An 18757-nucleotide genomic window follows, 5' to 3' on the forward strand; every position below is an offset into this window, starting at 1 on the left:
AAACATAGAGTTTATATCTAATAATTTCATGCGTCGCGGGGAGCTGCCAACCTGTCAGACGACGCTCCCGATTGATCAGAGGATCGCGACGATGAAATCCTTCGCACGGCTGGCGCTCTCTGCAGCCGCAGTTTCTTTTACTCTCTACCAGACGTCCTTTGCCGCCGGTCTCAACGGCGCACCGGCCCCTTTCGACAAGGGCGGCGTCAAGGTGGCGCTGATCAGCTATATCTCGGCGGGGGACTTCTTCCAGGCCTATCAGGCCGGTGCGGAAGCGCAGGCCAAGGCGCTCGATATCGATCTGCGTGTGTTTCCCGGTCGGCAGGATGCCGCCGAGCAGCGTGAGCAGATTCTGCAGGCGATCAATCTCGGCGTAGCCGGTATCGTCGTCGATCACGGCCTGCCGGAGTCGCTCGGCGATGTCGTCCAGCAGGCGTTGGACAAGGGCATCAAGGTTGTCGCTTTCGACGTCAACCTCAACAATCCCAAGGTGCCGCAGGTGGAGCAGAGCGACCATGAACTCGCTCAGCTCGGGCTCGAACAGGTGGTGAAGGACAACGGCAAGAGCTTCAATGCCGGTTATGTCTATGTCGCCGGCTTCGCGCCGCTCGACCGGCGCAACGAGGTCTGGGAGAAGTTCAAGTCGGAGAATTCCGGCGTTGTTGAAAAGGCGCGCTTCGGCAATGTGAGTGACACGACCGCGACTTCCACTGCCGATCAGGCCAAGGCCGCCCTGACTGCCAATCCGGATATTACAGTCGTTTTCGCGCCCTATGACGAATTTGCCCGTGGCGTAAAGCTCGCTGCCAACGACTTGGGTATCGCGAGCAAGCTGAAGATCTATTCGGCCGATGTCTCGACCGCTGACATTCAGGAAATCACCGAAGAGGGCAGCCCGTGGGTCGCCACCGTTGCGACCAATCCGGCTGTCGTCGGCGCCGTATCCGTTCGAGCCGCCGCTCTTCAGATCGCCGGGCAGGACATTCCCCATCAGATCACGGTCAAGCCGACGCTGCTGACGCAGGAAAGCCTGCGCGCCGCCGGCGTCAAGACGATCGAGGAATTGGCGCAGAAAATCCCCGCCTTCAGTGCAAGCGACGCGGCAACCGCGAGCTGGATCCCGGACAAGCTTTTCTAAGCTGCCAGTCTCGATCTTCCGGCGGGGGTTGTGCGGCCCCCGCCGGCCCATTTTCCAGGAAATCGGAGTTTCGACCCATGAGCCAGTCCAATGTCGTCTTCGCAACCAATCGCAGCACGACGCGAGAGGACCTCTTTGCCCGCGCCGAAGACATCTCGGCCGATCTTTCCAGGCGCGCCGCTGAACTCGACCGCGAAGGCCGCCCGCCGCTTGCCGAGATCATCAAGTTGAAGAATGCCGGGCTACTGAACGCACTGCATGACCAGAAGATCGGCGGCGGTGGCCTTGATTGGGTGGATGGCCTGCGGCTCGTGCGCATCCTGGCGCGCGGCGAAAGCTCGATCGGCCAGCTGCTCGGCTATCACTTCGTCAACAGCCAGTATGTCTACTGGGCGCTCAAGGAAGCGCGCGCTCATGCGCTAGGTTCCGAGACCGTCGCGAAAAACCTCTATTGGGGCGCTGCTGTCAATCCGCGCGATCCCGGTCTTGTGCTGACTCGTCGTGGCAACGGCTATGTGCTGAACGGGCGCAAATCCTTTTCCACCGCCGCCCATGTATCTGACTACATCAATGCCAACGCCGCGCTCGACGACAAGATCGTCGGTTTCGCGGTGCCGACCAACCGGCCCGGCTATCAGGCGAATGACGACTGGGACAACTTCGGTCAGCGTCTCTCCGACAGCGGCAGCGTCGAGTTTCACGATTTCCCTGTTCATGAGGAGGATTTCGTTAGCGCTCCGGCTGCTCCCGATGCCGCTCCGCCGGTGCTTTCCACCTTCAACACGCCGCTCATCCAGCTCGTCTTCGTCAACTTCTATCTCGGCAGCGCCGAAGGCGCGCTCCAGGCCGCTGTCGACTATGTGCGGACGATGACGCGTCCCTGGGTCACTTCGGGCGTCGAGCGGGCTGCGGACGATCCCTATATCCTGGAGCGGGTCGGTGAGTTCACCGCCGCGCTGAAAGCCTCCGCCGCCCTGGCCGATGCTGCAGCGGCAGCTGTCCAGGCAGGACTTGCAAAGGGCCATGCTGTCACCGCCCGTGAGCGCGGCGAGGCGGCGGCGGAAGCCTATGCCGCCAAGGTGCACGCCACCCATGTCTCGCTCGATATCACGTCTCGCGTCTTCGAACTGACTGGCGCGCGCTCCACGGCGGAAAAATATCGCTTCGACCGTTTCTGGCGCAATGTGCGCACCCACACGCTGCACGATCCGGTCTTCTACAAGGCCAAGGAAGTCGGCGAATTCGTGCTGAACGACAAGATCCCCGAAGTCAGCCTCTATAGCTGAGAAGGCCAGACATAGCGAAAAGAACCCCATTTCCGGTGACGGAAATGGGGTTTTTAGTTGAGGAGAGGGTTCAAAGTGCGCCGTTCTTCGGCGGGATCACGCCGTTCAGGTGATAATTGCCGACGACGTGGTATTTCCAGCGCACGGGATCGTGCAGGGTGTGGGTGCGTGCATTGCGCCAGTGCCGGTCGAGATTGAGTTCGGCCTTGACGGCGGAGGTTCCCGCAAGCTCGAAGAGCGTGTTGGTCGCTTCGATGGCGATCTCGGTCGTCAGCACCTTGGCAGCGGCGACGGCAAGCGTGGCTTCAACGACGGTTGCTTCCGTCGTTTCGATCTGGGCCGCATCGACTTTCTGGCCGGCACGTTCGAGGAGTGCTGTAGCAGCTTCCAGCCGGATGGCGATCTGTCCGACCTTCGCGATCGTCAGTGGATCTTCGGCGGCGCGTTCCGCGCCGCTGTCCATCCAGGGGCGCGATTTGGTGCGGACGAATTCCAGTGTCTCCGCAAAAGCGGCCCGCGCGATGCCGAGATCGATGCCCGCATGGACGATCTGGCCGACGGAGCCGATCGTTGTCGGCCGTTCGAAGCCCTTGTGGTGACGAACGATGGAATCGGCGTGGACATAGACATTGTTGAGGATGGTCGTGCCGCTGCCCGTTGTGCGTTGGCCGAAACCGTCCCAGTCGTCGATGATCTCGACGCCCTCGGTGCCCTTCGGCACGAAGGCCATGACAAGCCGGTCTTCCTCATCGAGCGCGAACACGGTGACCCAGTCAGCGAACAAGACGCCCGTCGAGTAGTATTTCTGGCCGTTGATGCGATAGCCCGGTCCGTCCCTGACAATGCGGGTATTGTAGTGGCCGACGGTTTTCGTGCCGCGCTCCGAAAGCGCATTACCGAAACGGTCACCGGCAAGCGCCCTGCCGAAGAAATACCGCTTCTGCTCCTCGCTGCCATCCACCCGCAAAGCTTCCAGAATGTAGAAATGGTTCTGCGGGATCTGGCCGATCGAGCCGTCTGCTTCCGCCAGGATCGCGGTCACTTCGGCCAGAACGGCATTCGAGACATCAAGCCCGCCATATTGCGCGGGAACGGCAATCGCCAGCAGGCCGGATTGTGCGAGCGCGTCGAGCTCGGCGAAAGGTAACCGGCGTTCAGAATCGCGCCCGGCGGCGGTGGCGGCGAATTGGGTGGCAAGGCTGCGGGCCGTCTCAAGTGCCTCCTCGTCACTGGCAATGCGGGCGGCCACGGGCCGAATCTGGTCTTGTTGCCTGAGTACGGTCGTCATCGATTTCTCCAGTTCTGACCGTCGTATGGGTGAAAGAAATCGCCATGACAGGTAAGACTATAAATTCTATAGATGGGATAGAAAATAAAAAGTGCTTGCTTATTTGGAACTCGCGTCAGCGGCTAGCTTATGTCTTCCTCCATCTCACTGGGAATTGACCGTTTTGCCGATGAAATCACCGCCGGAAAAAACGCAGACCAATCTCGAATAACGGCGCGCGAACCCCTAGGTAACGGCACATACGTCATTCCGGCGTCCGCGTTCAGCAGAGGGCAGGCGGTCGCTTCGCCCCGATCCACGAGGAAAAACATGACCCGTTCACGGCAGTTGCGCCTCGGCGCCTTCATGCGTCCCGTCAGCCTTCATACAGGCGCATGGCGCTATCCGGGTTCCTATCCAGACGCCAATTTCAATTTCGCTCATATCAAATCCTTTGCGCAGAAGCTGGAAGCCGCGAAATTTGACGCCTTCTTCATGGCAGATCACCTTGCAGTGCTCAACATGCCGGTTGAGGCGCTAAAGCGCAGCCATACCGTGACCTCTTTCGAGCCCTTCACGCTGCTTTCGGCGCTCGCTGCCGTTACCGAGAGGATCGGGCTTGCGGCAACGGCATCCACCACTTTCGACGAGCCCTATCATGTCGCCCGCCGCTTCGCTTCGCTGGATCACATCAGCAACGGCCGCGCAGCCTGGAATATCGTCACCACGTCCAACCCAGACGCTGCCCTTAATTTCGGTCTCGACGAGCATGTGGAACATGGCGAGCGCTACAAACGGGCGCGCGAATTCTACGATGTCGTCACCGGCCTCTGGGACAGCTTTGCCGACAACGCCTTTATCCGTGACCGCGAGAGCGGAATTTATTTTGATCCCGAAAAAATGCACGTGCTCAACCACAAGGGCGACGAACTGAGCGTGCGCGGGCCGCTGAATATAGCCCGCCCGGTCCAGGGCTGGCCCGTCATCGTGCAGGCTGGCCAGTCTGATCCCGGTCGTCAGCTTGCTGCCGAAACGGCCGAAGTGGTCTTCTGTTCGCCGCGCGATCTCGACGGCGGCAAAGCACTCTATGCGGATATCAAGGGGCGGATGCAGGCTATAGGCCGCAACCCTGACCACCTGAAAATGTTGCCCGCCGCTTTCGTCGTCATCGGGGACAGTATTGAGGAGGCACGGACTAAACGGCTGTCGCTCGATAGCCTCGTCCACTACGATAGCGCCATCGCGTCGCTTTCGATCGCGCTCGGCCACGATGCTTCCGCTTTCGATCCGGATGCGGCGCTGCCCAAAGATATTCCTGAGACCAACGCCAGCAAGACCGGTCGCGCCCAGGTCATCAAGCTGGCGCAGGAGGAAAACCTCACCGTCCGCCAGCTTGCCCAGCGTTATGGCGGCTACTCGGGCCTCGCTTTCGTCGGTACGCCCAGGAGCATCGCCGACGAGATGGAGCGCTGGCTGGACGAGGAAGGATCCGATGGATTCAACGTCGTCTTCCCCTACCTGCCGCAAGGGCTCGACGACGTGACGACACGCCTCGTGCCTGAACTGCAGCGGCGTGGCATATTCCGGAATGAATATGAGGGCATGACATTACGTGAGCATCTCGGCCTGCCGCGGCCGAAAAATCGTTTCTTCTCCGATTAAGGCCGTTTCTGAAGTCTTCGCATGCCACCGCGTCGTTTGCTGAACGGTCACCATCGTGTCGACACAAACCGGCTAGTTGCTTCTACTTCCTGACGATGCCCACCCGCGCCAGCACTTCGCCAGGGATGCCATAGCGCTGGATAATATCCTTGTTGTTGCGCAGGCCGCAGATCTCACGCTGAACAAACAGCCCCCAGACGGCGTCGGATGCTTCGTTGATAAGCGTTTCCCGCTGCTCGGTGCTATGGCGATCCGGGTTCCACGCCTTTAATGCAGCGAGCGCCGACTCGACTTTCAGCCCGTTGCGTCCAAGCGAGCTCGCCCGCTCCGACATCATCTCGTATTCGAGCACATTCACCCCGCCTTCGGCCGAAAACGACTGCCTGAAGGATTGCGGCGGGCGAAGGCTCATCGGACTATCCCTCGCTGGTTATGGCGCCGGCGCGCCCGTGACCTGGAAATAGGCCCAGGCGGCGGCAAAGACGATGATCACGATTGCGATAATCATCAGCTTGCGAAGCATGGGGTTGGGTGCTTTGCGCGGGGGCTTCGGCTTGCGAAACTTGATAACGTTGTCGCTCATCGTCTTGCTGTTCGGTTCGTTCTTCCCACAGCAGTAACGCATATCGACGGGCTTTGGCACCCGTGTCCCATCCAAATATACGCTTTTATGTGAGAGCTGCCGGCGGACACCGGCAGCTTCGAAACCCAATCAGCGGGCAGCCCAGTTGGCGCCGCGGCGGAAGATCGTCTTCATCTGCGGCACGTCGAATTCCTTGGCGACATGGCCGAGCGAGGAGTAGAAGACGCGACCCTTGCCATATTTCCGCTTCCAGACGACCGGCATGGTCACGCCGTCGATCCAGTAGGCATGTTCGCCGGTGAAGGTCGTCGTCGCGAGCACCTCGTTCGAGGGATCGACATGCATGTAATACTGCTCGGAATTATAGGGGAAATCGGTGATCCCCTCCATCAGCGGGTCGTCCGGCCGGGTGATGTTGACGGTATAGTCGATGATATTGCCGGGATGAGCAACCCATTGGCCGCCGATGATGAACTGGTATTCCGTCGATTCGCGGAAGCTGTCGCCGGCACCGCCGTGATAGCCGGCAATGCCGACGCCGCCTTCGATCGCAGCGGCGAGGTTCTTCACCTCTTCCTTCTCGATCTTCGACATGGTGACGACGGGAACGATGAGGCTCAGATCATGGATCGACGGGTCAGCGAAGGCCTCCGTGCTGTGCTCTACATAGACTTTGAAGCCGTCCTCCTCGAGCATGTCCTTGATGATCGCGGCGCATTGTTCCGGTTCGTGGCCTGCCCAGCCGCCCCAGACGATCAGTGCTTCACGCATGTATTCCTCCTGAATGTTACTTGCCGAGCATTCCGTCGACGAGGGATTGAGAAAGCGGAGCAGGGCGCTCCGTTGTCGTGGTGAGTGTCACCGTGCTGCCCGTGTCGGACGCCTTTTGAAAGGCTTCCATCACTTCGAGCACGTGCAGCGCCAGGTCGCCGTTTGCGCGATGCGGCCGGTTCGACCGGATGGCGTGGGCTAGATCGGCGACACCGAGTGAACGATAATTGCCGTCGGCATAGGGCAGGGTTACGGGCTGGTCCTCGAACTGGCCGCCCTTCTTCAGATATTCGACTGCCCCGCCGAAATGGTTCGGGTCGGGCACGATCAGCGTGCCTTCGGTACCGTAGACCTCGAGCGGCACGTGCTTGTGGCCGGCGACATCGAAGCTCATGCCGATCTGCACGGCAGCACCGTTGGCGAAAGCCATGACGCCGGTCACGTGGGTCGGGATATGCACGGGAATGCGCTCACCGTTGCGCGGCTCGCTGGTGATGATGCGCTCATTGCGCGGCGTGACCGCAAAGCCGGCGACCTTGGCGACCGGCCCCAAAAGATTGACGAGGTCGGTGATGTAATAGGGACCCATATCGAGCATCGGGCCACCGCCGACTTCGTAATAAAAGGCCGGATTGGGATGCCAGCGCTCGTGGCCAGGGCACATAAAGGTGGCGGTGCCTCCGACGGGAATACCGATGACGCCTCCATCGATCAAGGCGCGGGCGGTCTGATGGCCGCCGCCGAGGAAGGTGTCGGGTGCTGCGCCGATGCGAAGGCCCTTGGCCTTGGCGGCATCCGCCAATTTTTTCCCCTCCTCGAAATTAATCCCGAGCGGTTTTTCCGAATAGGTGTGCTTACCAGCGTCCAGCGCCTGCAAGCCGACGGCGACGTGAGCCTTCGGAATGGTCAGGTTGACGATGATCTCGACCTTGGGATCGGCGAAAAGTTCTTCGGCCGTCCTGGCCTGAAGGTTGAATTCGGTCGCCTTTGCCTCTGCAAGATCACGATTGAGGTCGGCCAGTCCGCGGATGTCGAGGATCGGGAATGCCGATGTCATCGCCTTCAAGTAGGCGCCCGAAATATTGCCGCAGCCAATAATGCCGATGCCGACTTTTTCCATCATATCCTCCGATAAATGTTGGGGTTTTGCGCGTCAGAGCGCCGGTCCCGTCGTACTCCAGGGCGATTCGTAGAGTTCGTAAAGGGCAACAGCGGCGGCGCCCCGCGCCCAGAAGTCGTCGGTCGAGTCGTCGAAAACGAGTTCACTGACGCCTTTCAGGGATGGCGGGATAGCGAGTTCATAGGCCTCCCGCAGGCTGTTGAGGAAGGGCTCGCCCAGCGCAAGCGAGGAGCCGACGAGAATGACGCGCGGCGGCGCAAACAGCGTGACAATATTGGCGACGGTCAGCCCTACCGCCTCGCCGGCGCGCACCGCCGCAGCGATCAGCCGGTCGTCGTCAGCCTGAATCAGCGCCTTCACATGCGTCATGCCGCGGCCGAGGCGCACTGCTTCGGCAAAGCGCCCATCGGCCTGCTGTTCGCCGAGAATGGCGCTTTCGCCGGCTTGGCTGGAAAGGCGCACCACGCCCTGCTGTCCCATGCCGAGGACGAGATCGCCGAGATTGTGGCTGAGGCCGCCGGCACCGCGGAAAAGGTGATTGTCATGCAGCACGCCGAGGCCGAGCGTCTGCTCCAGCGCGATCAGAACCATGTCTTCCAGATCACGGGCCTTTCCGAACCAGTGATGGCCAAGCGTGATAGCGTGGGCGTCGCTTTCGATAATCGTCGGCGTCGACAGGCGGCCCGACATTTCCATAGCGAAATCAATGTTGACTTCGCGGAATATCGGGCTCGAACGGATATGGCCCGTACGGTGCTCGATGACGCCGGGAAGCGCCAGGCATATGCTGTCGATATCGTCGAGCGATAGGCCGATATCGACGACACAGCGCCGCACGCCATCCTCGATGAGATCGGCAATAACGGCGATCGGCTGGCGATCGATGCGGATTGGCAGCGTCAGCTTGGAGAGCACGTCCCCGCGGAAATTGGTGACGGCGAAAACCATACGGCTGGCCGCGATCTTGGCGCCAACCACACGGGCGGCATCCGGATTGAGCTCCAGCATTACGCGCGGCCTTCCGCGTACGGCCTCATTGCGGATATCGCCTTCATGACGCGGCAGGATCAGCCCATCATCGAGCAACGAGGCGGTGATGGCGGAAACCGTCGTCGTCGACAGCTCCGTACGCTCACTGATCTGGATACGGGAGATCGGACCGTGACGCCGGATCGTGTCGAGCACATTCAAGCGATTGATCGCACGCATTAATTCGGGATCTGCAGTCTTCATGAAAACGAGCCAGGCAATCGGTTACTGGGCAAAAGGACCCAATATTTTTAACGGGTTACGAAATAAATAGCAGCCAATTGCGGCACGCTGTCAAGCCAATTAGGTGAAAAATACAGCAGTTGGGTTGACAATAGGCAAAAGCTCCGCTGAATTAATCCGCATGGGGGAAAAATTGTGAGGATAGGTCCCCTGGGAGGAAATCATGAATTTCATACAAAAGCATGCCGCCCTCCGTGGCCGGCACATCGCATCTATGGCCGCGGCAGCCGGCATTTCGCTGCTGTTGGGCGCAAGTGCTGCCTCGGCGACGACGGTGGTCAAGTGGCTGCATCTCGAGACCGATCCGAAAAATGTCGCGGCCTGGGAAGATGTCGTCAAGAAATACGAAGCCCAGCATCCCGACGTTGATATCCAGATGCAGTTCCTCGAAAACGAGGCTTTCAAGGCCAAGCTTCCGACATTGCTGCAGTCTGACGACGTACCGGATTTCTTTTTCAGCTGGGGCGGCGGGGTCCTAAAGCAGCAGTCAGAAACGGGTGCGCTGCAGGATCTGACGGCAGCCCTCGACGCCGATGGCGGTAAACTGCGCAATGCCTATACCCCCGCCTCGGTCGATGGTTTGACCTTCGACGGCAAGACCTGGGCCATCCCCTACAAGGTCGGCCTGGTCAGCTTCTTCTATAACAAGGCGCTGTTTGCCAAGGCCGGCGTCAAAGCCGAGGACATTAAGAACTGGTCCGATTTTCTCGACGCGGTGAAAAAGATCAAGGCAGCCGGCATCGTGCCGATTGCCGGAGGCGGCGGCGAGAAATGGCCGATCCATTTCTACTGGAGCTATCTCGTCATGCGCGAGGGCGGCCAGAAGGTCTTCGAAGCGGCCAAGAACGGCGAAGGCGAAGGTTTCCTAGACCCCGCGATCATCAAGGCCGGCGATGATCTCGCCGAGCTCGGCAAGCTCGAGCCTTTCCAGCCAGGCTATCTCGGCGCAACCTGGCCGCAGACGCTCGGTGTCTTCGGCGACGGTAAGGCGGCGATGATCCTCGGCTTTGAAGCGACCGAGGCCAACCAGCGCAAGAATGCCGGTGACGGCAAAGGCCTTGCACCCGACAATATCGGCCGTTTCGATTTCCCCGCGGTCGATGGCGGCGCCGGCAAGCCGACCGATACACTCGGCGGGCTGAACGGCTGGGCCGTCACCAAGAAGGCATCCAAGGAAGCGATCGATTTCCTCGCCTTCCTGACGAGCGCCGAGAATGAGCGGGCGATGGCCAAGTTGGGCATGCTTCTGCCCGTTGCTGTCGGGGCCGATGACGGCGTCGTCAACCCGCTGCTTGCTGAATCTGCAAAAGAGCTTGCTGCATCGACCTGGCATCAGAACTTCTTCGACCAGGATCTCGGTGCGGCCGTCGGTCGTGTCGTCAACGACGTGGCGGTGGAGATCGTCTCCGGCCAGATGAATTCCAAGGATGGCGCTCAGATGATCCAGGATGCTTTCGAACTGGAGCAATAACCAGCGCCTGCAGAACCTTCCCCGGCGCTCCTAAAAGCGGAGCGCCGGCACCGCTGCCGACGAGATACGAAAGCAGGAATCATGGCCAATATTTCAGTCCCCTCGATGTCAGCCACGGCAAGTCCGGCAAGACGAGCACGAGCCGCAAACCGGAAAAGTTCGGTCGCCCACGACCGGCTGGCCGTGCTCTTACTCTTTCTGCCGCCGGCGCTGCTGCTCTTCACGCTGTTCGTCATCATGCCGATGGGGGAGGCGGCCTGGTACAGCCTCTACAAGTGGAACGGCTACGGCACGCCGACCGACTTCATCGGCCTGCGCAATTTCGAGGTCCTGTTTCGAAACGCCGCTTTCACGCAGGCGCTGGTCAATAACGGCCTGATCATCGTGATCTCGATCTGCATCCAGGTGCCGCTCGCCATCTGGCTGGCGACCATGCTTGCCCATCGCATTCCAGGCGTCGTCGGCTTCCGCCTGATTTTCTTCCTGCCCTATGTGCTTGCCGACGTTGCGGCGGGACTCATCTGGCGCTTCGTCTATGACGGAGACTACGGCCTATTTGCCGCCGTCTCGAATTTCTTCGGCTTCGCCAATCCCTATGTGCTCGCCGACAAGGATGTGGCGATCTATGCCGTACTCGGCGTCATCGTCTGGAAATATTTCGGCTTTCACATGATGCTGTTCATCGCCGGCCTGCAATCGGTCGACAAGAACGTGCTGGAGGCCGCCGAAATCGACGGCGCCACTGGTTGGCAGAAATTTCGTTACGTCACCCTGCCGCTGCTCGGCTCGACCCTGCGTCTTTCGATTTTCTTCGCCGTCGTCGGCTCGCTGCAGCTCTTCGACATGATCATGCCACTGACGGGCGGCGGCCCGTCCAATTCCACGCAGACGATGGTCACCTTTCTTTACACCTATGGCGTCATGCGCATGCAGGTGGGCCTGGGCAGCGCCGTCGGCGTCGTGCTCTTCATCATCTGTGTGACGCTCGCCTTCGGTTACAAAAGGATATTCATGCGTCATGACTGATATGAGCTCTTCCATCCGCGTGAGCGCGTCCACACGCATCTATCTCTACGTGTCGCTCAGCCTGATTGCCGCGATCGTGCTCGTGCCGCTGGTGACGACGGCGCTCGGCGGCTTCAAGACGCTGGGGGACCTGCGCATCAATCCCTTCGGTCTGCCGACGGAATGGCAGTGGGCGAACTATACGGACATCCTCTTCGGCGAACGCTACTGGCTGCAGATCGGCAATTCGCTTGTCATCGCAGCCCTCACCGTGCTCCTGACGCTGATTGTCTCGTCCATGGCGGCTTTCGCCTTTGCCCATGTCCGCTTCTTCGGCTCGTCCTTCCTGCTCAATTATTTTCTGCTGGGACTGATGTTTCCGGCGGCGACTGCGATCCTGCCGCTCTTCATCCGCATTCGCGATCTCGGCCTGTTGAACACCTATTGGGGCGTGGTGCTGCCGCAGGTGGCCTTCGGTCTCGGCATGAGCATCCTGCTGTTCAGAAACTATTTCCGCAATCTCCCGGAAGAACTGTTCCAGGCCGCTTTCGTCGATGGCTGCGGTTATCTGCGCTTCTTCTGGCATATCTCGCTGCCGCTTTCCCGCCCGATCGTCGCCACCGTCAGCATCATTTCCTTCGTCGGCAGCTGGAACAGCTACATCCTGCCGCTGATCATGCTGAACTCGGAATCCAAGTATCCCTGGCCGCTCGGCATCATGGTCTATCGTGGCGAATACGGCACCGAGTGGCAATTGGTGCTGGCCTTCATCACGCTCACCATCCTCCCGACCATCATCGTCTTTTTCGCTGCCCAGAGGCACATCATCGCCGGATTGACCGCCGGCGCCGTGAAGTCCTGAGCCGAACCATTGGAGGTGCAATCATGGCATCCGTTTCACTGAACGATATTCGTAAGGCCTATGGCGCCGTTGGCGTCATCCACGGCATTTCGCTTGACATCGAGGATGGGGAATTCGTTGCCCTCGTGGGGCCGTCCGGTTGCGGAAAATCGACGTTGCTGCGGATGATCGCCGGCCTCGAGGAGATCACCGATGGCGAGATCGCGATCGGCGGAGCTGTCGTCAACGGCATGACGCCGCGCGAACGCAACATCGCCATGGTCTTCCAGTCCTACGCGCTCTATCCGCATATGACGGTCGCGGAAAACATGGGTTTCAATCTGAAGCTCGCCGGTGTCGGCAAACCGCAAATCGAGGCCCGCGTTGCCGAGGCCGCCCGAATGCTCGATCTTGCCCAGCTTCTCGACCGCAAGCCGGCCCAGCTTTCCGGCGGTCAACGCCAGCGTGTCGCCATGGGACGTGCTATCGTGCGAAATCCCGCCGTCTTCCTGTTCGACGAGCCGCTGTCCAATCTCGATGCCAAGTTGCGTGTGCAGATGCGCTCGGAAATCAAGACGTTGCACCAGAAGGTCAGGACCACCTCGATCTACGTCACGCACGACCAGATCGAGGCGATGACGCTTGCCGACCGCGTCGTCGTGCTCAACCAGGGCAGGGTCGAGCAGCAGGGTACGCCGCTCGAACTTTACAGGAAACCGGCCAATCTCTTCGTCGCCGCCTTCATCGGATCGCCGGCAATGAATATGCTTGATGGCACGGTGGACGGCGAAAACGGTGAGCCGTCAGCGCGCCTTTCGGACGGCACTGCAATCCGTATCGCCCCGGATAGCAAGGTTCGTCCTGGCCAGGCGGTGACTATCGGCCTGCGTCCCGAGCATCTGACGCCGGGCGGCAAGGACGGAAATGCGCTTGCCGGGCAGACCCTGCTTGTCGAGCCGACCGGCGCTCAGACACATGTCGTCTTCGATCTTGCCGGCCAGCCTGTAACGGCCGTCGTGGATGGAAATTATGCGGCCCGTTACGGCGCCCGTTTCGAGGCCAACATCGCCAGCGAGCAGATCCATGTCTTTGATCGCGGCACCGGTCTTGCGCTTTAAACGTGAGGCATTGCGGACGGGCCGGCGTGTTTCGGCACTCCTGAAATCACATAAATGCGCCGCCGATCGTATGACCGGCGGCGCATTTGCCTTGTCAGCGCTTATTCGGCCGGCTGTGCGGCGGAACCGAGCAGATCGCTGTCGTCCCGCGGGTTTCCGGCCATTGCGGCGGTAAAACGGGTCTGGTCGAGTTCGTTTTCCCAGCGGGCGACGACGATTGTGGCAACCGCATTGCCGACGAGGTTCGTCAGTGCCCGGCATTCCGACATGAAGCGGTCGATGCCGAGGATGAGCGCCATGCCGGCGATCGGAACCGAGGGAACGACCGAGAGTGTCGCGGCAAGCGTGATGAAGCCGGCGCCGGTGATACCTGCGGCACCCTTGGAGCTTAGCATGGCCACCAGAAGCAGTAGGATCTGGTCGCCGAAGCTCAGATGCGTATCCGTCGCCTGCGCGATGAAGAGCGCTGCGAGCGTCATATAAATGTTGGTGCCGTCGAGGTTGAAGGAATAGCCGGTCGGGATGACGAGCCCGACGACCGAGCGCTTGCAGCCGGCACGTTCCATCTTGTTCATCAGGCCGGGCAGGGCAGCTTCCGATGACGAGGTGCCGAGCACCAGCAGCAGTTCTTCCTTGATATAGCGCAGCAGCGCCAGGATGGAGAAGCCGTTGTAGCGGGCGACCGCGCCGAGCACGACCAGTACGAAGAGCAGCGACGTCAGGTAGAAGGTGCCGATCAGGAAAGCGAGGTTGGCGATCGCGCCAATACCATATTTGCCGATCGTGAAGGCCATTGCGCCAAAGGCGCCGATCGGCGCGAACTTCATCAGGATCGCGACAAGACGGAAGACCGGGGCGGTCAGGACCTGAAAGAAGTCGAGGACGGGCTTGCCGCGCTCGCCGACGGAGCCGAGCGCAATGCCGAAGACGACGGAGAAGAACAGCACCTGCAGGATGTCGCCCTTGGCGAAGGCGCCGACGATCGTGTCCGGAATGATGTTCATCAGGAAGCCGACGATCGTAGCGTCATGGGCTTGGGCGGCGTAATTGTTGACGGCCTTTGTATCGAGCGTTGCCGGGTCGATGTGCATGCCGGCGCCGGGCTGCAGCACGTTGGAGACGACAAGGCCGACAACGAGCGCCAGTGTCGAGAAGACGAGGAAGTAGCCGAGCGCCTTGCCGACCACGCGGCCGAACTTCTTGAGGTCGGCCATGCCGGCAATGCCGGTCGTGACCGTCAGGAAGATGACGGGCGCGATCACCATGCGCACGAGCTTGATGAAGGCATCGCCAAGCGGCTGCAGCGAAGCGCCAAGAGAAGGGTAGAAATGGCCGAGCAGAATGCCTGCGGCGATGGCGGCGAGAACCTGCACATAGAGGTGCCGGTAAAAGGGCGTTTTGCCGCGCTCTGCGGCGGCGTTCATTGCAATATCCATTGGTGTCCTCCGCTGTGCCGGACGCCGACGCGCCGGCGGCAAATCATGATGGTCAAACAGCCTCCCGACTGATGAGGAGTGGTTTGCAACGCGCGTGCCAGTTTCTTCCGCTTGTCTAATTCATTGATATTCTTGGATGCATCTGCTTGTCGCAGGCGTGATAGTGCGATTTTCCGCACAAAGTGATTTGCCGTCCGTGCGAAAACATGCACAACTGCGCCATGCTCCAGAAGACAGCGAACGAAGGTTTCCTGACGCCTGAACAGCTCGGCCGGCGCTCCCGGTCGGTCTGGCTGATCTTTGCGGCGCTCGCTGCGGTCCTCATCGGAACAGCCCTTTACGGCGCCGGCATCTATGGCCGCCTGCAGGCAATTGCAGCGCTGGAAGATCAGGGGCAGACCGACGCCAATCTCAAGGTGGCGCTGCTGCGTGCCGTGCTCGAAGGGCCGCGGGCTCTGCCGCTGCTCCTTGCCGATGACCAGCAGGTGCGAGACGCTTTGGCCTCGGGGCAGGGAGAGGCCGTCATGGGGCTTGACCGCAAGCTCCAGAGCCTTGTCGCCGGCACCCGCGCCTCGGTTCTCTATGTAACCGGCAAGAACGGCATCGCGATCGCTTCCAGCAACTGGCAGGAGCCCCTGAGTTTTGTCGGCAACGACTATTCCTTCCGCGATTATTTCCGCCGCGCGATGGAAACGGGCACGGCTGAGCATTTCGCGCTTGGCAATGTCAGCAACCGGCCGGGCCTCTATATTTCCCGGCGGGTCGGGGATGCCGAGGCTCCGCTTGGCGTCGTCGTCGTCAAGATGGAGTTCGATCAGCTGGAATCCGACTGGCGCGATGCGGTCCGGCCGGCCTATGTCATCGATGAGCACGGCGTCGTGCTCATCACCAGCCTCCCGTCCTGGCGTTTCATGACGACGAAGCCTCTGCCGCAGGAAAGCCTTGCGGCTATCAGAAGCAGCCTGCAATTCGGTGAGGCGCCATTGCTGCCCTTGCCGATCGAGGAGCGACAGACGCTGAAGCCAGGCGCCGCCATCGTCCATGCCATCATGCCGGGCGCCGGGGAGGGCGAGTTCCTGCGATTGCGCACCGAGGTGCCGTCGACATCCTGGCAACTCGAATATCTCGTGCCGACCGACGCGCCGATCGCCTCTTCGGTGCGCGAATGGCGGCTGCTGACATTGGCCGCCCTCATTCCCGTGCTGGCGATCATGACCTTTCTGCTGCGCCGCCGCCAGATCGTTGTCATGCGCATCGCGACCGAGCGGGCCGCCCGCGAGGAGCTGGAGCGCCGGGTGCTGGAGCGCACGCAGGACCTCAGCCGCGCCCGTGACCGGCTGCAGGAGGAGATATCGGACCACCGGTCGACCGAGGCGCGGCTGCAAGTCGTGCAGCAGGAGCTCGTGCAGGCGAACCGCCTGGCGATCTTGGGGCAGGTCGCCGCGGGAGTAGCGCATGAAATCAACCAGCCGGTCGCGACCATCCGCGCCTATGCCGACAATGCCCGCACTTTCCTCAAACGTCAGCAGCCGGAATCAGCCGACGATAATCTCGATGCGATTGCCAGCCTGACGGAGCGCATCGGCACCATCACCGAGGAGTTGAAGGCCTTTGCCCGCAAGGGCCGCACTGCGGCGGAACCGATAGAACTGCGCGCCGTCATCGAAGGCGCGGTCGTTCTGCTGCGAAGCCGGTTTGCCGGCCGCTTGGATGCGCTCGATATCAGGTTGCCTTCGGCCGATCTGAAAGTGAGCGGCAATCGCATCCGGCTTGAGCAGGTGCTGATCAATCTCTTTCAGAATGCACTGGAAGCCTTGGACGGTAGGGAAGGCGCAAAAGTTGAGGTCTTCTGCGATGAAAAGGACGGCGAGGTGGCGGTAACCGTCGTCGATAACGGCCCCGGCATATCGGAGGACATCCTCGGCTCGCTCTTTTCGCCGTTTAACACCTCGAAGGAAAAAGGCCTGGGCCTCGGGCTCGTCATCTCCAAGGATATCGTTGCCGATTATGGGGGCCGTATCGAGGTCGAAAGCAACGGAAGCGGCACCCGCTTTACCGTTTATCTGCAGAAGGCACAGGCATGAGCGAAGCAATCCCGGTCTTCCTTATCGATGACGACAAGGATCTCCTTAAGGCGACGAAACAGACACTGGAGCTCGCCGGCTTTTCTGTTTCGACCTTTTCCGCCGCCACGGAAGCGCTGAAGGATCTGAGCGCGGAGTTCTCGGGTGTCGTCGTTTCGGATATCCGCATGCCGCATGTCGACGGATTGCAGCTCTTCGACCGCATCCGCCGGCTCGACGAAGACCTGCCCGTGATCCTGATCACAGGACACGGTGACATCCCGATGGCCGTCAAGGCGATCCAGGATGGAGCCTATGACTTCATTACCAAGCCTTTTGCCGCCGACAGGCTGGTGCAGAGCGTGCATCGTGCCGCCGAAAAGCGCCGGCTCGTACTCGACAACCGGTCGCTGCGCGAAGCGGCCGAGCAGGCGCAGGGCGATCTGCCGCTGCTCGGCCAGACGCCGGCCATCGAGCGCTTGCGGGCAACGCTCCGGCAGATCGCCGACACCGATGTTGATGTGCTGGTGACCGGGGAGACCGGCAGCGGCAAGGAAGTGGTCGCAAGCCTGTTGCATCGCTGGAGCCGTCGCTCGAAGGGAAACTTCGTTGCGCTGAATTGCGGCGCCCTGCCGGAAACGGTGATCGAAAGCGAGCTCTTCGGCCACGAGGCCGGGGCCTTCACCGGTGCCCAGAAGAAACGCATCGGCCGCATCGAACACGCAAGCGGCGGAACGCTGTTCCTCGATGAAATCGAAAGCATGCCAGCTTCCGCACAGGTGCAGATGTTGCGCGTGTTGGAAATGCGCGAGGTCACGCCGCTCGGCACCAACGAGGTGCGGCCCGTCGACCTGCGTGTCGTCGCCGCCGCCAAGATCGATCTCGGCGATCCGCGTGAGCGCGGCGATTTCCGTGAGGACCTTTTTTATCGCCTCAATGTCGTGACGATCAGCATTCCGCCACTGCGCGACCGGCGCGACGACATCCCGCTGCTCTTTGCCCATTTCACCGAGCGGGCTGCCAGCCGTTTCAAACGTCCCGTTCCCGCGGCTTCGCCCGAGCTGCTCCGCCACCTGAAAAGCCATGACTGGCCGGGCAACGTGCGCGAGCTCTCGCATTTCGCCGAGCGCTTCGTACTCGGCCTTGAAGCGATACCGGCGGAAACGCCGCAAAACGGGATGGAGGACAAAGAGGCTTCCCTGCCTCTGCCGGCGAGGATCGACCGCTATGAGGCCGATATCATCCGCGAAACGCTGACTCGGAACGACGGCGACGTGCGCCGGACGATCGAAACACTCGGCATTCCGCGCAAGACCTTTTATGACAAGCTCCAGCGCCACGGCATCGAGCGGGCCGCGTTCACCTCTTCAAAGCCTGAGAACTGACATGTGGATTAGCCGGCGGTGACGAGGCGGAACCCATATAAAGTGCGAGATCGTGACAAGACGTCAGGCCGCGCTAGATCGATCAGTGCCTCGCTCTCGGGGTGAGATGCGAACGAACCTCCATGCCGTCGCGCTGACAGTCGACCACTCCCGGAAAATTGCCCCCGTGCTCAATATCCGCATCCGGGCCAAAGAGGTCGCAGCAGAGATCGCGACCTCAAGGGAGATGCGGGCGCAAATCCTGTAGTTGCATTCATGGGTGAATTTCTATCTAGGCTGGGTGCCTTCGGCAGAATCCTGTGACGCGCGCAATCCGATTGCGGTGACAGAAAGCCGCTT

At 60.8% G+C, this 18757-nt stretch carries 16 protein-coding genes; 9 read left to right on the forward strand and 7 right to left on the reverse strand.

Annotated elements, in window-relative coordinates; all coding sequences use genetic code 11:
- The first annotated feature begins 91 nt into the window (after positions 1-91).
- Positions 92-1138, forward strand: coding sequence for a substrate-binding domain-containing protein (locus FHT78_RS21110; protein WP_183748305.1), 1047 nt, complete (start codon positions 92-94; stop codon positions 1136-1138).
- Positions 1139-1215: 77 nt separating this feature from the next.
- Positions 1216-2424 (forward strand): acyl-CoA dehydrogenase family protein, encoded by a 1209-nt coding sequence (locus FHT78_RS21115; protein WP_183748307.1) that lies wholly within the window; start codon positions 1216-1218, stop codon positions 2422-2424.
- Positions 2425-2494: 70 nt separating this feature from the next.
- On the opposite strand, the gene FHT78_RS21120 is transcribed toward FHT78_RS21115, so the two are convergent.
- Complete coding sequence (locus FHT78_RS21120; protein WP_183748309.1) at positions 2495-3712, reverse strand: SfnB family sulfur acquisition oxidoreductase; 1218 nt, start codon at positions 3710-3712, stop codon at positions 2495-2497.
- A gap of 309 nt (positions 3713-4021) precedes the next feature.
- Between FHT78_RS21120 and FHT78_RS21125 the strand changes: the two genes are divergently transcribed.
- The gene (locus tag FHT78_RS21125; protein WP_183748311.1) at positions 4022-5353 is read left to right on the forward strand and encodes an LLM class flavin-dependent oxidoreductase; all 1332 of its coding nucleotides are present in this window, start codon (positions 4022-4024) and stop codon (positions 5351-5353) included.
- 82 nt (positions 5354-5435) lie between these two features.
- On the opposite strand, the gene FHT78_RS21130 is transcribed toward FHT78_RS21125, so the two are convergent.
- From FHT78_RS21130 to FHT78_RS21150, 5 genes are all read right to left on the reverse strand, one after another.
- Entirely contained in the window at positions 5436-5765 is a 330-nt protein-coding gene (locus FHT78_RS21130; protein WP_183748312.1) for a DUF6665 family protein, read from the reverse strand.
- 18 nt (positions 5766-5783) lie between these two features.
- Positions 5784-5936, reverse strand: a complete 153-nt coding sequence (locus FHT78_RS21135) for a hypothetical protein (protein WP_183748314.1) — start codon at positions 5934-5936, stop codon at positions 5784-5786.
- Positions 5937-6065: 129 nt separating this feature from the next.
- The gene (locus FHT78_RS21140) at positions 6066-6707 is read right to left on the reverse strand and encodes a ThuA domain-containing protein (protein ID WP_183748316.1); all 642 of its coding nucleotides are present in this window, start codon (positions 6705-6707) and stop codon (positions 6066-6068) included.
- A gap of 16 nt (positions 6708-6723) precedes the next feature.
- A complete protein-coding gene (locus FHT78_RS21145) occupies positions 6724-7827 on the reverse strand; it encodes a Gfo/Idh/MocA family oxidoreductase (RefSeq protein WP_183748387.1) in 1104 nt (367 codons plus the stop codon).
- A gap of 33 nt (positions 7828-7860) precedes the next feature.
- A complete protein-coding gene (locus FHT78_RS21150) occupies positions 7861-9060 on the reverse strand; it encodes an ROK family transcriptional regulator (protein WP_183748318.1) in 1200 nt (399 codons plus the stop codon).
- Between the two features lie 202 nt (positions 9061-9262).
- Here FHT78_RS21150 and FHT78_RS21155 point away from each other — a divergent pair, with 202 nt between their 5' ends.
- The 4 genes from FHT78_RS21155 to ugpC all read left to right on the forward strand — a co-directional run bounded on the left by FHT78_RS21155 (position 9263) and on the right by ugpC (position 13534).
- Entirely contained in the window at positions 9263-10570 is a 1308-nt protein-coding gene (locus FHT78_RS21155) for an extracellular solute-binding protein (protein ID WP_183748320.1), read from the forward strand.
- 81 nt (positions 10571-10651) lie between these two features.
- A complete protein-coding gene (locus FHT78_RS21160; RefSeq protein WP_183748322.1) occupies positions 10652-11596 on the forward strand; it encodes a sugar ABC transporter permease in 945 nt (314 codons plus the stop codon).
- Positions 11589-12437 carry a carbohydrate ABC transporter permease gene (locus FHT78_RS21165; RefSeq protein WP_183748324.1) on the forward strand — a complete coding sequence of 283 codons (849 nt, stop codon included), beginning with the start codon at positions 11589-11591 and terminating at the stop codon, positions 12435-12437. Before FHT78_RS21160 ends, FHT78_RS21165 begins: the two co-directional genes overlap by 8 nt.
- A gap of 23 nt (positions 12438-12460) precedes the next feature.
- Complete coding sequence (ugpC, locus tag FHT78_RS21170; protein WP_183748326.1) at positions 12461-13534, forward strand: sn-glycerol-3-phosphate ABC transporter ATP-binding protein UgpC; 1074 nt, start codon at positions 12461-12463, stop codon at positions 13532-13534.
- A gap of 101 nt (positions 13535-13635) precedes the next feature.
- On the opposite strand, the gene FHT78_RS21175 is transcribed toward ugpC, so the two are convergent.
- On the reverse strand, positions 13636-14970 hold the full coding sequence (locus tag FHT78_RS21175; protein WP_183748328.1) for a dicarboxylate/amino acid:cation symporter: 1335 nt from the start codon (positions 14968-14970) through the stop codon (positions 13636-13638).
- A gap of 206 nt (positions 14971-15176) precedes the next feature.
- On the opposite strand from FHT78_RS21175, the gene FHT78_RS21180 reads away from it, so the two are divergent.
- Positions 15177-17054: a sensor histidine kinase gene (locus FHT78_RS21180; RefSeq protein ID WP_183748330.1), complete on the forward strand. Its 1878-nt coding sequence runs from the start codon at positions 15177-15179 to the stop codon at positions 17052-17054.
- On the forward strand, positions 17051-18418 hold the full coding sequence (locus FHT78_RS21185) for a sigma-54 dependent transcriptional regulator (RefSeq protein WP_183748332.1): 1368 nt from the start codon (positions 17051-17053) through the stop codon (positions 18416-18418). Before FHT78_RS21180 ends, FHT78_RS21185 begins: the two co-directional genes overlap by 4 nt.
- The last annotated feature ends 339 nt before the right edge of the window (positions 18419-18757 follow it).

This window comes from Rhizobium sp. BK196 (assembly GCF_014193255.1).
Lineage (GTDB): Bacteria > Pseudomonadota > Alphaproteobacteria > Rhizobiales > Rhizobiaceae > Rhizobium.

Coding starts and splice junctions, on each gene's coding strand:
- FHT78_RS21175 (WP_183748328.1), bottom strand. CDS start 14,970: ATGGATATTGCAATGAACGCCGCCGCAGAGCGCGGCAAAACGCCCTTT.
- FHT78_RS21110 (WP_183748305.1), top strand. CDS start 92: ATGAAATCCTTCGCACGGCTGGCGCTCTCTGCAGCCGCAGTTTCTTTT.
- FHT78_RS21160 (WP_183748322.1), top strand. CDS start 10,652: ATGGCCAATATTTCAGTCCCCTCGATGTCAGCCACGGCAAGTCCGGCA.
- FHT78_RS21185 (WP_183748332.1), top strand. CDS start 17,051: ATGAGCGAAGCAATCCCGGTCTTCCTTATCGATGACGACAAGGATCTC.
- FHT78_RS21115 (WP_183748307.1), top strand. CDS start 1,216: ATGAGCCAGTCCAATGTCGTCTTCGCAACCAATCGCAGCACGACGCGA.
- FHT78_RS21135 (WP_183748314.1), bottom strand. CDS start 5,936: ATGAGCGACAACGTTATCAAGTTTCGCAAGCCGAAGCCCCCGCGCAAA.
- FHT78_RS21140 (WP_183748316.1), bottom strand. CDS start 6,707: ATGCGTGAAGCACTGATCGTCTGGGGCGGCTGGGCAGGCCACGAACCG.
- FHT78_RS21130 (WP_183748312.1), bottom strand. CDS start 5,765: ATGAGCCTTCGCCCGCCGCAATCCTTCAGGCAGTCGTTTTCGGCCGAA.
- ugpC (WP_183748326.1), top strand. CDS start 12,461: ATGGCATCCGTTTCACTGAACGATATTCGTAAGGCCTATGGCGCCGTT.
- FHT78_RS21120 (WP_183748309.1), bottom strand. CDS start 3,712: ATGACGACCGTACTCAGGCAACAAGACCAGATTCGGCCCGTGGCCGCC.
- FHT78_RS21125 (WP_183748311.1), top strand. CDS start 4,022: ATGACCCGTTCACGGCAGTTGCGCCTCGGCGCCTTCATGCGTCCCGTC.
- FHT78_RS21145 (WP_183748387.1), bottom strand. CDS start 7,827: ATGGAAAAAGTCGGCATCGGCATTATTGGCTGCGGCAATATTTCGGGC.
- FHT78_RS21180 (WP_183748330.1), top strand. CDS start 15,177: ATGCACAACTGCGCCATGCTCCAGAAGACAGCGAACGAAGGTTTCCTG.
- FHT78_RS21155 (WP_183748320.1), top strand. CDS start 9,263: ATGAATTTCATACAAAAGCATGCCGCCCTCCGTGGCCGGCACATCGCA.
- FHT78_RS21165 (WP_183748324.1), top strand. CDS start 11,589: ATGACTGATATGAGCTCTTCCATCCGCGTGAGCGCGTCCACACGCATC.
- FHT78_RS21150 (WP_183748318.1), bottom strand. CDS start 9,060: ATGAAGACTGCAGATCCCGAATTAATGCGTGCGATCAATCGCTTGAAT.